We start from the raw sequence: 12,661 nt of genomic DNA on the forward strand, positions 1-12,661 counted from the left end.
CCACCCTCACCTGACTCCGGCCACCCCGGCCCGCACCCCGCTCGCGTGGGTGGCGGGGGTGGTTGGGTGGGCCCGCGCCGGTGGTGTTGGCACGCCGGTGCGGGCCGGGTGGGGTCAGGAGTAGGTGTGTTCGGGGGCCGGGAAGGCGCCGGAGGTCACGTCGTCGGCGAAGGCGCGTACGGCGCGGTCCATCTCGGCGGCCAGATCCGAGTAGCGCTTGACGAACTTGGCGGGCCGCGGCGTCAGCCCCATCAGGTCCTGCCAGACCAGCACCTGCGCGTCCGTCGCCGCCCCGGCGCCGATGCCGATCACGGGGATCGACAGCGACGGCGTCACCCGGTGCGCCAGATCGGCCGGCACGCACTCCAGCACCACCGAGAACGCCCCGGCCCGCTCCAGGTCCTTGGCGTCCGACATGAGCTCGTCGCCCGACTGCCCGCGCCCCTGGACGCGGTAGCCGCCCATGACGTTGACCGACTGCGGGGTCAGCCCGAGGTGGGCCATGACCGGAACCCCCGCCGAGACCAGCGCCTCGACCTGCGGCAGGACCCGGCGGCCGCCCTCCAGTTTGACCGCGTGCGCACCCGCCTCCTTCATGAAGCGCGCCGCCGACTCCAGCGCCTGCTGGGGCGACGACTGGTAGGACCCGAACGGCAGGTCGGCGACCACGAGCGCGCGCGACGACCCGCGTACGACGGCCGCCGTGAGGGGCAGGAGGTCGTCGACCGTGACAGGCAGGGTGGAGTCGTAGCCGTAGACGACCATGGCCGCCGAGTCGCCGACCAGCAGGACCGGGATGCCGGCGGCGTCGAACACCCGGGCCGTCATCGCGTCGTAGGCGGTGACCATGGGCCACCGCTCTCCGCGCTCCTTGGCGGCGATGAGGTCGCGAACGGTGACCCGGCGTCCCTGGGCACCGCCGTACAGCGTGGTTGAAGAGGACATGCGTTAACCCTCCAGGACCGTCTCGAGGCGCCCCAGTGGCGTCCCCGGACTCAGTCCGATGATGCCACGCCGGAAAAACCGGTGGCGAAACTGTCGGTGCCCCTTGCGACAATCAGTCGGGAGGTAATCAATCATCATGGCACTCGATCCTTACCGACACCTGCTCAAGATCCCGGGTGTCCCTGCGTTACTGCTGGTCGGGCTGCTGGCCCGGGTGCCGACGACGGCTGCAGGGATGACACTCACCCTGCACGTGGCCGAGATGCTCGATCTCGGCTATTTCTCGGCCGGGCTGCTCATCACGGTCAACACGATCGGCATGGCGATCGGCTCGCCCTTGTCGGGAAGGCTCGTGGACAAGCACGGCCTGCGTCCCGTGCTCATCGTCACCACGGTGGCGCAGGCGGCGTTCTGGGCGTGCGCGTGGGCGCTGCCGTTCCCCGCCCTGGTCGCGGCGGCGGGTCTGGCCGGGCTGCTGGCGCTGCCGGTGTTCAGCGTGACCAGGCAGTGCCTGGCCGCCATGGTGCCGGTCCCGCAGCGGCGCACCGCCTTCGCGCTCGACTCGATGCTGGTCGAGTTGTCCTACATGGTCGGTCCCGCGCTGGCGGTGGCGGGCATGATGGCGCTGGGCAGCGGCGTGACGATGACGGTCCTCGGGGCGGGCATGACGGTCGCGGGCGTGGCGCTGATCGTCTTCAACCCGCCGATCCGCTCGGCCGACGAGCTGAAGCAGACCGAAAGGGTGCCCAGGCGGCAGTGGCTCACGCCGGCGTTCGTGGCGCTCCTCGGCACGGCGGCCGCCGCCACGTTCGTGCTCACCGCGACCGAGCTCGCCCTGGTCGCGACCATGAACGCGGCCGGTGCCGCCGCCTGGGTCGGCCTCGCCGTGGGAATCTGGTGCGTCTACTCCCTGGCCGGCGGCTTCGTGTACGGCATGCTCCCGCGCGGCTTCTCGCCCCTGGTGCTCATCGCGGGCATGGGCCTGCTGACGGTGCCGGTCGGCCTGGCCGCCGGCGACTGGCGCTGGCTGGTCCTCGCCCTGCTGCCGGCCGGCCTCCTCTGCGCCCCCTCCCTGTCGGCCACGGTCGACTTCCTGAGCCGCTGGGTGCCCGCGGCGGCGCGTGGGGAGTCGATGGGCTTCCACGGCACCGCCCTGCTGATCGGCGGCGCCGCCTCGGCCCCCCTCGCGGGGGCGGTCATCGACGGTGTCGGACCGCCCTGGGCGTTCGCGTTCGCGGGCCTGGCTGCGGTGGCCATGGTGCTGGTCGCCCTGCCGTTCTGGCGTCGGCGCCCGGCTCCGGCCGCTTCCCAGGCTTCGTTCGCCGAGATGGCCGAAGCGACGACCGAGGCGGAGCTCGCTGAGATGGCCGGCGTGAAGGCCGGGGCGGGGCTCGGCGAGTTGGCCGGTGTGAAGGCCGCGGCCGAGTTCGGCGAGATGAAGGCGGAGGTCGGCCGCGCGTGAGCAGGAGTTAACCTGGTATTTACGAAACGGGTCCGTTGCGTATCGGAATGGATTGCGATACGTTGGCGTTGCGAAACTTCAACGTATCGAAATTAAGGATTCTTCCCATGGACCCGAACTCAGGGCACCCACGCCGGTGGACGATCCTCGGCGTGCTGGTGTTCAGCCTGCTGGCGGTCGTGCTCGACAACACGATCCTCAACGTGGCGATGAAGACCATCGCCGACGAGACGGCCGGCTTGGGCGCGACGCAGAGCGAGCTTGAATGGGCGATCAACTCCTACACGCTGGTGTTCGCCGGTTTGCTGTTCACGTTCGGCATGATCGGTGACCGGACGGGCCGGAAGCGGATGTTGTTCATCGGCATGGCGATGTTTGGCCTGGCCTCGCTGGCCAGCGCGTACTCGCAGGATCCGATGCAGCTGATCCTGGCGAGGGCGGCGATGGGCATCGGCGCGGCGGCGATCATGCCGGCCACGTTGGCGATCATCTCCAACGTCTTCCCGCCCCATGAGCGCGGCAAGGCGATCGGCGTGTGGGCCGGTGGCGTCGGGCTCGCGGTGGCGATCGGCCCGATCACCGGCGGGCTGCTGATCGAGCACTTCTGGTGGGGCTCGGTCTTTCTGATCAACGTGCCGATCGTGGTGATCGGCATGATCCTCATCGCCACGATCGTGCCCGAGTCGCGCGACCCGAAGCCGTCCAGGCTGGATCTGCTGGGCGTGGTGCTGTCGATCATCGGCCTGGTGGCCATCGTGTACGGCATCATCCGCGGCGGTGAGCTGGCGACCGTGGCGAGCGCGGAGGTGCTGGCGCCGACGCTCCTCGGGCTGGCGGTGCTGGGCGTGTTCGTGTGGTGGGAGCGCCGCATCGACAACCCGATCTTCGACGTACGCAGCTTCGCCAACGCCCGTTTCAGCTCGGCCATCGGCATGATGGGCATCGTCTTCTTCGCGATGATGGGCGGGATGTTCTTCCTGACGTTCTACCTGCAGATCGTGCTGGGCTTCACGCCGTTGCAGGCGGGCGCGCTGATGATCCCGTTCGCCGCGGCACAGCTCATCTTCGCGCCGCTCAGCCCGCGGGTGAACGAGCGGTTCGGCGCCAAGCTGGCGGCCAGTGTCAGCCTGGTCGTGCTGACGGCGGTGCTGGCGAGTTACGCTTTCATGGACCAGAACACGCCTGTCCTGCTGATCGAGGTCGTGTTCTTCATCCAGGGAGCCGCGATGGCCAACATCATGCCGCCCGCCACGACCGCCATCATGGAGTCGCTGCCCAGGGAGAAGGCCGGTGTCGGCTCCGCCATGAGCAACACCGTGCGCCAGGTGTCCGGCGCGCTCGGCGTGGCCGTGCTCGGCTCGGTGCTGTCGGCCGGCTACCGCGGCGAGATCGCGCCCGCGCTGGCCGGGCTGCCCGCCGAGGCCCAGCACTCCGCCGGTGAGTCGATCATGGCGACGATGGGCGTCGCCGAGGCGCTCGGCGACCGGGGGCAGGCGCTGGTCAAGCCGGCGATCGCCGCGTTCATCGACGGCATGCACGTCACGGCGCTGGTGACGGCCGTGATCGCGCTGCTCGGCGTCGCGGTGGTGGCGAGGTGGATGCCGGGGAAGGCACGCCCGATCATGCAGGCGGAAAAGAAGGAACCAGCGGTAGTGTGAGGCCGCCATGACGATCCAGGAACCAGGGACTGCCCGCCCGGCCGGCCGTCCGCGCAGTGAGAAGGCCGAGAAGGCGATCATCGAGGCGACCCTCGATCTGATCGGCGAGGGCATGGGAGTCTCCGAGCTGTCCATCGAGGCGATCGCGGCACGGGCGGGCGTCGGCAAGACGACCATCTACCGGCGCTGGGGCAACAAGGAGGACCTGGTCGTCGACGCCCTGTCCACGCTCAAGGCGCCGCTGCCGGTGCTCGGCGGCGTCTCGGTGCGCGACGACCTGATCAGCCTGCTCGACGCGATGGTCAGGGAGTCGGGCCAGGCCCGCACCCGCTGCGTGATGAACATCGCGATGAGCGAGGCCGACCGCTACCCCCGGCTGATGGAGCGCTTCCTCAAGCGCGCCGTCGAGCCGCGCAGGGAGGCGATGCGCGCGGCGCTCGAGCGCGGCATCGCCTCCGGGGAGCTCAGACCTGACCTGGACGTCAACATGGGCATGGCCGTCCTCAGCGGCACCATGTTCTGGCACACGAAATGGGGTCCCGCCGGCGACCTCCCCGCCGACCTCGCCGAACGCGTCGTCGACGCGGCCCTCGCCGGCCTCGCCCCCTGACCACGCGGCAGGCTCCCAGGGTGCCGGGGTCAGAAGGAGGTCCTGCGAGGGCGCCTTGGCGAGGTCAGTACGAGGTTCTGCGGCGGAACAGCCATGCCGCGATCGGTACGCTGATCGCCACCGCGCCCCCAAGCCATGCCGCCGCCACGAGACCGGACGAGCCCACGGGCCGGTCGAGCAGAAGCGCCCGCAGCGTCTCCACGATCGGCGTGGTCGGCTGGTTGTAGGCGAAAGCGCGCAGCACGCCCGGCATCGTCTCGGCGGGCACGATGCCGTCCGACAGGTACGGCAGGAACAGCACGACGAAGCTGAACGCCCCCGCCGCCTGGGTGGACTTCACCAGCAGGCCCCACAGGACCGCGAGTGAGGACATCGCGAGAACGTACCCCGCGACCACGACCAGCACCAGGCCCCAGTCGGCCGGGGAGGCGTCGGGGCGGAAGCCGAGGAGGATCGCCGCGGCCAGCGCGATGGCCGACGACGCGACGTTGCGGATCATCGAAGCCACGACGTGCCCGGCGGGGACGACCCAGCCGCCGATGGGCAGGGTGCGGAAGCGGTCGATCATGCCGCCGGTCATGTCGTCGGCGATGTTCACGGCGGTCAGCGCGGCGCCGTACCCGCCGGACATGAGGAGGACGGCGGGGACCACGAAGTCGATGTACGCCAGCCCGCTGGAACCGGTCGTGATCGCGCCGCCGAAGACGTACACGAAGAGAACCATGATCATCACGGGCAGGGCGGTGTTCACGATGAGGCCGTCGACGATGCGTAGCTCGCGGCGGAGCGAGCGGCCGGTCAGGCGGCGCAGGTCGGCCGCGGCGGTGACGGGGGCGCTCACGCCGCGACCGCCGTGAACTCGAAGAAGACGTCGTCCAGCGTCGGAGCGCGCAGTTCGACCCGCTCGATCCCGATGCCCGCCCGGTGCAGCTGGTCCAGCGTGCGGCGCAGGTGGTCGGGGCCCTGGACGGCCAGCGTGATCTCGCGGGGGCCGGCGTCGAGATGGGCGTCGGCGAGCACGGCCCCGGCGCGCGGCACGTCCTCGGCCCGCGACAGGCGCAGCGCCAGCCGTTCGGCCCCCACCTGGCGCTTCAGCGCGGCGGGGGAGTCGTCGGCGACGACGCGGCCGCCGTCGATCACCACGATGCGGTCGGCGAGCTGGTCGGCCTCGTCCAGGTACTGGGTGGTGAGCAGGATGGTGGTGCCCGAGGCGAGCAGCTCGCGGATCATCGACCACAGATCCGCCCGGCTGCGCGGGTCCAGCCCCGTCGTGGGTTCGTCGAGGAACAGGATCCGCGGCGCCGACACCATGCTCGCCGCCAGGTCCAGCCGGCGGCGCATCCCTCCCGAGTACGTCCCCACGCGCCGGTTCGCGGCGGTCGCCAGGTCGAAACGCTCCAGCAGCTCCGCCGCCCGCCGGCGGGCCTGGCGGCGGCCCAGGTGGTAGAGGCCGGCGAACAACTCCAGGTTCTCCCGTCCGGTGAGCAGGTCGTCCACGGTGGCCTGCTGGGCGGTCAGCCCGATGGCCCGGCGTACCGCGACGCCCTCGCGCGTGACATCGTGCCCGCCGACCGTCGCGCTCCCGCCGTCCGGCGCGAGCAGCGTGGTCAGGATGCGCACCGTGGTCGTCTTGCCGGAGCCGTTGGGCCCCAGCAGGGCCAGCAGCGAGCCGGTGGGCGCGGTCAGGTCCACTCCGGTGAGCACCCGCGTGCCGCCGAAGGACTTGGTCAGTCCCCGGGCCAGGATCGCATCTGTGAATAGCGTACTGTGTATGGCGTTCATAGTTTTAATGTAGGGCACAATCCTAGGAGCGAGTCAAGGAGGAGTCCGGATGGCGCAGGAGCGGTCGCTGCCGCCCATCGTGGAGCGGCTGTGGGGCCGGGAGCCGGTGTCGCGCCGGGGGCCGCGCCCGCGGCTCGACCTGGCCACGATCACCGCCGCCGCCATCGAGATCGCCGACGCCGAAGGGCTGGCCGGAGTCTCGATGGCCTCTGTGGCCTCGCGGGTGGGAGTGGCGGCTACAGCGCTGTACCGATATGTCGGCAGCAAGGAGGACCTGCTCGCCGCGATGGCCGACGGCGTGGCCCCGCCGCCGCCCGAGCCGGAGGGCATGTCCTGGCGGGACTACCTCGCTCTCTGGACCCGGGCCCAGCGCGACATCCTGCTGGAACACGCCTGGTTGCTGCCCGCCTCACCGCCGGCCCCGCCGCTGGGCCCCCGGCGGCTCCTGTGGCTGGACCGCGCGCTGGCGGCGCTCGACGGCCTGGGGCTCGACGACGGGGAGAAGATCAACGTGGCCAGCGCCCTCACCGGATACGCGCTGACCGACGCGGCGCTCATCCAGGCCATGGGGGGCGGCGACCCGCAGCTCGAGGAGGCCGGGATCACCGGAGCCGCGGACTACGGCGAGGTGCTCATCGAGGTGCTCGACCCCGAGACCTACCCCGCTCTGTCGGCCGCGGCGCGCGCGGGCGCCTTCCACGGCGCCGAGGGCTGGGTGGATGACGCCGACTTCCACTTCGGGCTCGGCCTGCTGCTCGACGGCGTCGAGGCCCTGATCGCCCGCCGATCCGGCTGAGGGGCCTCACGGGTGGCTCTGAGGGAAGCGACCGGGCGCCCGCATGGTGGCCGGGCGCTTCTGCGTCAGACGGGCTCAGGGGTCACGTCGGCGGGGAGTAGTTGTTCGGTGAGGAGGCGGCGGACGTCCTCTGGGCCGGTTACCCAGGACCGCAGGAGATCCCATCCGTGGAAATATCCGAAAAAGTAGGGGCTGACTGCCTTGATCTGCGGAAGGACCATCGCGACCTCCGCCTCGCTGTAGAGCGACCACCGCGCCAGGTAGGCGGCCAGTTCCTCGTCGGTCGCGCCGTCGTCCGCGAGGAACGTCGCGTTGCCCCACACGCCCCACAGCACGTTCTTGGCATGGTGGATCGCGGCCAGGTCGCTCCCGTCCGGGCGGATGCCGGTGTCGGGGAAGATGTGCCGGTTGAGCCAGGTCTGCGCCTCGTCGCCGGGGAAGAGGATCTCCTCGGCGAGCAGCCCGAGCCCCTCGCTGAGCATGAACGACGGCGACAACATGAACCGCACCCGCTGGTCCGGCCGATCCGCCAGATGGATCTCCTTGAGCATCGACTCGGCGATGTGTCCGGGATGGCCCTCATGCGCCACCACGTACAGGAGGTCGGCGAGGTTGAAGGGGATCGACTTGTTGATGTGGATGGTCGAGCGTAGATCGCCCTCGTAGGCGCCTGCCGCGTGGAACGCCACGCCCTCCGCCAGCCGGCATCCGACCACCTCGTTCTCCGGCAGCTCGATGATGGTGGCGTTCGTACGGGCCCGCGTCTCGGCCACCGCCCTCGCGACCAGTTCGGGCAGCCGCTCGATCGGCTCCAGGGTGTGGGCCGCCTGCCACGCCTGCAGCCGCTCGGCCACTGACCCCGTCCCCTTCGGCAGCGCCGCGTCCAGCTCGGCGTGGGCCGCCTCGAACACCTCGTCCGGCAGCCGCCGCGGCTCCAGCCCCAGGCACTCCCTCGCGTACTCGGCCAGCGGCAGCCGCTCCCCGCCCAGGTCGCGGACCACCGCCCGCAGCGCGCGGACCTGCCCGGCCAGGTAGGCGGAAGGCGCGGTCTCCAGCAGCCGGCCGGCCTCGTCGGACAGCCGCTCCGGCGCGGCGGGCGGCTCGGCCTCCACCTCCGTGCTCCATTCCGGCGGTCCGGTGTAGATGAGCAGGCCGCCGCGCGAGCTCTCGATCATCAGGCGGTCGGTCCGCAATGCCAGCATCGCGTAGTCGTGCTGCCACTGCTGCTCGGTCATGGGTCCTCCTTCTTCTCGGGCCGCCCAACCTAGCCGTACGGTTTTCCGTACAGTGCACGGAAACTGTGCACGGAAACTGTGCACGGAAACTGTGCACGGAAACTGTGCACGGAAACTGTGCACGGAGACTGTTCTCGAAGAGGTGAGGACATGACGGAATCGGTGTGGTTCCGGGATGGGGAGAGGCCGCGCAGGCCGAGGTTGTCGCGTGAGCGGATCGTCGAGGCCGCCGTCGCCCTGCTCGACGCGGAGGGCGTGGCCGGTTTCTCGATGCGGGCCCTGGCCGCGCGCCTGAAGGCCGGCACGATGTCGCTCTACGAGTACGTCAAGAGCAAGGAAGACGTGCTCGACCTGGCCCTCGACGCGGTGATGGGCGAGATAGACCTGGTCGAGTGCGACTCCTGGCGGGCCACCCTGGCCGGACAGCTCACCCAGAGCAGGGACGTCATGCGCCGCCACCCCTGGCTGCCCGCGCTCACCGCCACCCGCCCGGTCATCGGGCCGAACGCGCTGGCCCGCTCCAGCCTCTTCTACGCGGCCCTCGCCCGCGCCGGGCTGAGCGGCCCCGAACTCCTCGCCGCCGTGGGCTCCCTGTCCTACTACGTGAACGGGTACGTCGCCGCCGAGAACACCTGGTGGGCCACGGTCCGCACGCCCGCGGCCGACGCCGAGGCCCGCGATCGCGTCGGCCGGTACCTCGACGAGCACACCCCCGAGCTCGCCGGGCACGCCCAGGTGAACATCGACGACTTCGACCGCCAGTTCGCCCTCGGCCTCGACATCATCCTCGACGGCATCGAGACCAGGCTCCCGGCCGAGGACTGAGCACCGGCGGTGGCTTGGGCCGATGCGCGTTGAGGTGCGAGTGCCGGCGGTGGTTTGGGCCTGAGACGGGCCGAAGGGTGAGTGCCGGCGGTGGCTTGGGCCGATGCGCGTTGAGGTGCGAGTGTCGGCGGTGGTTTGGGCCTGAGACGGGCCGAAGGGTGAGTGTCGGCGGTAGCTTGGGGCGATGCGTGCCGAGGACGTGGACCTGCTGGCCGCGGCGCGGGCCGGTGACCAGGACGCGTTCAGCCGGCTGGCCGGGCCGTTGCGGGACGAGCTGCGGGCGCACTGCTATCGGATGCTGGGGTCCGTGCACGACGCGGAGGACGCCGTGCAGGAGACGCTGGACCGGGCGTGGCGGAGTCTGGCGCGGTTCGAGGACCGGGGATCGATCCGGCCGTGGCTGTACAAGATCGCCACGAATCGGTGCCTGACCCACATCGAGCGCAGAGGACGGCGTGAGCTGCCCGCTGACCTGGGCCCGGCGCCGGGGGCCGAAGTGGCGTGGCTGGAGCCGTGCCCCGACCGGTTCATGAGCTGGACGCGGGAGCTGGGGCCCGAGGCGCGCGCGGTGGCACTGGAGAGCGTGGAGCTGGCGTTCGTGGCGGCCCTGCAGCACCTGTCGGCCCGGCAGCGTGCCGTCCTGCTGCTGCGCGAGGTCCTCGGCTACACCGCAGGCGAGACCGCGGACCTGCTGGACACCACGGTCGCGGCGGTCAACAGCGCCCTGCAGCGGGCCAGGAAGGCCATCCCAGAGAAGGCTGAGACCGCCCGGCCGGGCGAGGCGGAGCAGCGCAGGCTGGCGCACCGGTACGCCACCGCCTGGGAGGCCGGCGACGTCGACGCCATCGTGGCGATGCTGACCGAGGACGCGAAATACTCGATGCCGCCGCTGACCGCCTGGTACGCCGGCCACGACCAGATCCGCGCCTTCCTCGTCGAAGGCCCGCTACGGCATCGCTGGCGGTTCCTGCCCACGTGGGCGAACGGGGAGATCGCCTTCGGCACGTACCGGTGGGACGGCGCCGCCTACGTTCCTGCCGGTCTGGACGTCCTTGTCCTGAGGGGTACGCGAGTCGCGGAGGTGGTCTCATTCCTGGACGCGGGTTTCGCGGCGTTCGGACTGCCGGATTCGCTCCCGCGCGATGAGTTCGCCGATCCGCCCGGGTTGTAGTCCTGACAGCGGAGACAACCCTGGAAGGACCTCACCCATGTCCACGAACGAGCAGCGCATCCGCACCCTGATCGAGCGCTGGGCCGAGGCGGTGCACCGCGGTGACCTGGACGCGGTCGTCGCCCACCACGCCGAGGACATCGTGATGTACGACGTCCCGCCGCCCCACGAGGGTGTGCGCGGCCTGGACGCCTACCGCAAGACGTGGCCGCCGTTCTTCGCCTGGCAGGCGCTCGGGGCGGTGTTCGAGATCGAGTCGCTGGACGTCACCGCCGGCGACGACGTGGCGTTCGCCCATGCCCTGCTGCGCTGCGGCACGCCGGAGGAACTCACCGCCGACCCGGGCAACCGGCTGCGGCTGACGCTCGGCCTGCGCCAGGAGCACGGGCGCTGGGTCGTGAGCCACGAGCACCACTCGTTCCCGATCGCCGACCGTACCGTCGACAGTATCGAGGACCGGGCGCGCGCCGAGCAGGAGGTGCGGCGGTTGCACGAGCGGTGGTTCGAGGCCACGGCCGCCAAGGATCTGGACGCCATGATGTCCGTCATCGCCGCCGACGTGGACTCGTACGAGCACGACACGCCGCTGCGGCACCAGGGAGTGGCGGCGGTGCGGGAGATCTGCGCGCGCGGTCTCGATGTGGACAGTGCGGTCACCTGGGACGTTCCGAACCTGAGAATCATGGTCCGGGACGATCTGGCGGTCGCCTGGGGTCTCAACCGCGTCCGGGATGAGGTCTCGGAGAGCTGGTCGCGGGGGACCCGGGTGTTCGAGCGGCGTAACGGTGACTGGGTGATGATCCACCAGCACCTCTCCTACCCGTACGACCCGGACACGGGCGCGGCCAGGACCGACCTCCACCCGTGACGTCCTATGACGACGCCGTGACGCCCTGGCCCGCGACCCAGCCGTCACGTGGGCCGTCTTGTGGGCCGTCACGTGGGGTCGTCACGTCGGCGAGCAGGGTGTCGAGGGCCCGCTGGGAGGTCTGCAGGCGCTCGATCGCCGCGCCGAGGCGCCGCCGCTCCCGGCGCAGGTGGGTGATCATGCCGGGGCAGGCCCCCGCGAGCCGCCCGTTCTCGTCGTCGTGGACGCAGTGCAGCAGCCGGGCGATGACCGCGGTGGGCAGGCCGGCGGCGAGCAGCGTGCGGATGTGGCGCACGGCGGTGACGTCCGCCTCGCCGTACTCGCGGTAGCCGTTGGCCAGCCGGGCCGGCCGCAGCGGCCCCTGCTCCTCGTAGTAGCGCAGCAGCCGCTTGCTCACCCCGGTCTTCCCAGCCAGGTCGCCGATCCTCATGCGCACCCTTGACCTTCACATCGATGTGACGCCTTAACGTCCCGGTGTCGTGTCGCAACAACGTGAAGGAGCCGATGATGCCGGGATTGGTGATGGTCGGGGCGGGGCCGGGGATCGGCAGGTCCGTCGCGGGCAGGTTCGCGCGGGAGGGCCTGCCGGTCGCGCTCGTCTCGCGGACCGGCGGGACGCTCGGGCTGGACGGCGCGCTTGGGTACGCGGCGGACTGCGCCGACGAGCCTGCCCTGCGCGGCGCACTCGACCAGGCGATGGACGCGCTGGGCACGCCGGACGCCGTGGTCTACAACGCCGCGGTCATCCGCCCGGACTCGGTGGCGGAGGCGACCATGAGCGCCCAGGTGGACGCCTGGGCGGTCAACGTGGCCGGGGCGCTGGTCACGGCCGCGCACGTGGTGCCCGCGATGGCGGGGCGTGGCGGCGGCTCGTTCATCGTCACAGGCGGGATGCCCGAGCCGAAGGCCGCCTACGTCAGCCTCTCCCTCGGCAAGGCCGGCGTACGGACGCTGGTGGCGCTGCTCGACCAGGAGTACGGCCCGTCCGGCGTCCACGTGGCCACCGTCACCGTGGCCGGTCCGGTCGCGCCGGGCACGGACTTCGACCCCGGCGACATCGCCGAGCACTACTGGCGCCTGCACACCCAGCCACGCGCCCACTGGGACCGGGAGATCCTGCACAGCGGCCGGGCCGGCGCGTGACCTCCACAGCCGGCCGACTTCGCGCCACGGGCCGAACCAGCGGGCCGTGCGGCCGGGTTCGGTGAGCTCACGTCCTCGACGGGCGCGCGGAACGTGCGGCCGAGCACGAGATCCGTGCCCTCACTCGTCCGGAACGGCTTGCCGGTGGGGATGCGCGTCATGCCGT

13 protein-coding genes are annotated in these 12,661 nt (G+C 71.2%); 8 read left to right on the forward strand and 5 right to left on the reverse strand.

The features are described from left to right. Positions 1 to 114: 114 nt before the first annotated feature. Positions 115 to 945 (reverse strand): 3-methyl-2-oxobutanoate hydroxymethyltransferase, encoded by an 831-nt coding sequence (gene panB, locus ITP53_RS29860; protein ID WP_195898790.1) that lies wholly within the window; start codon positions 943 to 945, stop codon positions 115 to 117. A 136-nt stretch (positions 946 to 1,081) separates the two neighbouring features. On the opposite strand from panB, the gene ITP53_RS29865 reads away from it, so the two are divergent. The 3 genes from ITP53_RS29865 to ITP53_RS29875 all read left to right on the forward strand — a co-directional run bounded on the left by ITP53_RS29865 (position 1,082) and on the right by ITP53_RS29875 (position 4,675). Beyond that, positions 1,082 to 2,407, forward strand: coding sequence for an MFS transporter (locus tag ITP53_RS29865; protein WP_195898791.1), 1,326 nt, complete (start codon positions 1,082 to 1,084; stop codon positions 2,405 to 2,407). Between the two features lie 107 nt (positions 2,408 to 2,514). Further along, complete coding sequence (locus ITP53_RS29870; protein ID WP_195898792.1) at positions 2,515 to 4,065, forward strand: MFS transporter; 1,551 nt, start codon at positions 2,515 to 2,517, stop codon at positions 4,063 to 4,065. 7 nt (positions 4,066 to 4,072) lie between these two features. After that, positions 4,073 to 4,675 carry a TetR/AcrR family transcriptional regulator gene (locus ITP53_RS29875; RefSeq protein ID WP_195898793.1) on the forward strand — a complete coding sequence of 201 codons (603 nt, stop codon included), beginning with the start codon at positions 4,073 to 4,075 and terminating at the stop codon, positions 4,673 to 4,675. Positions 4,676 to 4,739: 64 nt separating this feature from the next. Here ITP53_RS29875 and ITP53_RS29880 read toward each other — a convergent pair whose 3' ends face one another. Further along, on the reverse strand, positions 4,740 to 5,516 hold the full coding sequence (locus ITP53_RS29880; protein ID WP_328816200.1) for an ABC transporter permease: 777 nt from the start codon (positions 5,514 to 5,516) through the stop codon (positions 4,740 to 4,742). Further along, positions 5,513 to 6,457 carry an ATP-binding cassette domain-containing protein gene (locus ITP53_RS29885; RefSeq protein WP_195898794.1) on the reverse strand — a complete coding sequence of 315 codons (945 nt, stop codon included), beginning with the start codon at positions 6,455 to 6,457 and terminating at the stop codon, positions 5,513 to 5,515. Before ITP53_RS29885 ends, ITP53_RS29880 begins: the two co-directional genes overlap by 4 nt. Positions 6,458 to 6,506: 49 nt before the next feature. Between ITP53_RS29885 and ITP53_RS29890 the strand changes: the two genes are divergently transcribed. Then, complete coding sequence (locus tag ITP53_RS29890; RefSeq protein WP_195898795.1) at positions 6,507 to 7,253, forward strand: TetR/AcrR family transcriptional regulator; 747 nt, start codon at positions 6,507 to 6,509, stop codon at positions 7,251 to 7,253. Between the two features lie 65 nt (positions 7,254 to 7,318). Here the strand turns inward: ITP53_RS29890 and ITP53_RS29895 are convergent, their stop codons facing one another. Next, complete coding sequence (locus ITP53_RS29895) at positions 7,319 to 8,488, reverse strand: hypothetical protein (protein WP_195898796.1); 1,170 nt, start codon at positions 8,486 to 8,488, stop codon at positions 7,319 to 7,321. Positions 8,489 to 8,638: 150 nt separating this feature from the next. Between ITP53_RS29895 and ITP53_RS29900 the strand changes: the two genes are divergently transcribed. The 3 genes from ITP53_RS29900 to ITP53_RS29910 all read left to right on the forward strand — a co-directional run bounded on the left by ITP53_RS29900 (position 8,639) and on the right by ITP53_RS29910 (position 11,352). Beyond that, positions 8,639 to 9,313 carry a TetR/AcrR family transcriptional regulator gene (locus ITP53_RS29900; protein WP_195898797.1) on the forward strand — a complete coding sequence of 225 codons (675 nt, stop codon included), beginning with the start codon at positions 8,639 to 8,641 and terminating at the stop codon, positions 9,311 to 9,313. 184 nt (positions 9,314 to 9,497) lie between these two features. Next, complete coding sequence (locus ITP53_RS29905; protein ID WP_195898798.1) at positions 9,498 to 10,484, forward strand: sigma-70 family RNA polymerase sigma factor; 987 nt, start codon at positions 9,498 to 9,500, stop codon at positions 10,482 to 10,484. Between the two features lie 37 nt (positions 10,485 to 10,521). Then, a complete protein-coding gene (locus ITP53_RS29910; protein WP_195898799.1) occupies positions 10,522 to 11,352 on the forward strand; it encodes a nuclear transport factor 2 family protein in 831 nt (276 codons plus the stop codon). Positions 11,353 to 11,356: 4 nt separating this feature from the next. Here the strand turns inward: ITP53_RS29910 and ITP53_RS29915 are convergent, their stop codons facing one another. Continuing rightward, entirely contained in the window at positions 11,357 to 11,782 is a 426-nt protein-coding gene (locus ITP53_RS29915; RefSeq protein ID WP_195898800.1) for a MerR family transcriptional regulator, read from the reverse strand. 77 nt (positions 11,783 to 11,859) lie between these two features. Between ITP53_RS29915 and ITP53_RS29920 the strand changes: the two genes are divergently transcribed. Continuing rightward, the gene (locus tag ITP53_RS29920) at positions 11,860 to 12,495 is read left to right on the forward strand and encodes an SDR family NAD(P)-dependent oxidoreductase (protein WP_195898801.1); all 636 of its coding nucleotides are present in this window, start codon (positions 11,860 to 11,862) and stop codon (positions 12,493 to 12,495) included. Positions 12,496 to 12,661 lie beyond the last annotated feature (166 nt).

The organism is Nonomuraea cypriaca (genome assembly GCF_015645445.1).
Taxonomy (GTDB): Bacteria; Actinomycetota; Actinomycetes; order Streptosporangiales; family Streptosporangiaceae; genus Nonomuraea; species Nonomuraea cypriaca.

Coding starts and splice junctions, on each gene's coding strand:
- ITP53_RS29920 (WP_195898801.1), top strand. CDS start 11,860: ATGCCGGGATTGGTGATGGTCGGGGCGGGGCCGGGGATCGGCAGGTCC.
- ITP53_RS29915 (WP_195898800.1), bottom strand. CDS start 11,782: ATGAGGATCGGCGACCTGGCTGGGAAGACCGGGGTGAGCAAGCGGCTG.
- ITP53_RS29875 (WP_195898793.1), top strand. CDS start 4,073: ATGACGATCCAGGAACCAGGGACTGCCCGCCCGGCCGGCCGTCCGCGC.
- ITP53_RS29890 (WP_195898795.1), top strand. CDS start 6,507: ATGGCGCAGGAGCGGTCGCTGCCGCCCATCGTGGAGCGGCTGTGGGGC.
- ITP53_RS29905 (WP_195898798.1), top strand. CDS start 9,498: ATGCGTGCCGAGGACGTGGACCTGCTGGCCGCGGCGCGGGCCGGTGAC.
- ITP53_RS29910 (WP_195898799.1), top strand. CDS start 10,522: ATGTCCACGAACGAGCAGCGCATCCGCACCCTGATCGAGCGCTGGGCC.
- ITP53_RS29870 (WP_195898792.1), top strand. CDS start 2,515: ATGGACCCGAACTCAGGGCACCCACGCCGGTGGACGATCCTCGGCGTG.
- ITP53_RS29900 (WP_195898797.1), top strand. CDS start 8,639: ATGACGGAATCGGTGTGGTTCCGGGATGGGGAGAGGCCGCGCAGGCCG.
- panB (WP_195898790.1), bottom strand. CDS start 945: ATGTCCTCTTCAACCACGCTGTACGGCGGTGCCCAGGGACGCCGGGTC.
- ITP53_RS29895 (WP_195898796.1), bottom strand. CDS start 8,488: ATGACCGAGCAGCAGTGGCAGCACGACTACGCGATGCTGGCATTGCGG.
- ITP53_RS29865 (WP_195898791.1), top strand. CDS start 1,082: ATGGCACTCGATCCTTACCGACACCTGCTCAAGATCCCGGGTGTCCCT.
- ITP53_RS29885 (WP_195898794.1), bottom strand. CDS start 6,457: ATGAACGCCATACACAGTACGCTATTCACAGATGCGATCCTGGCCCGG.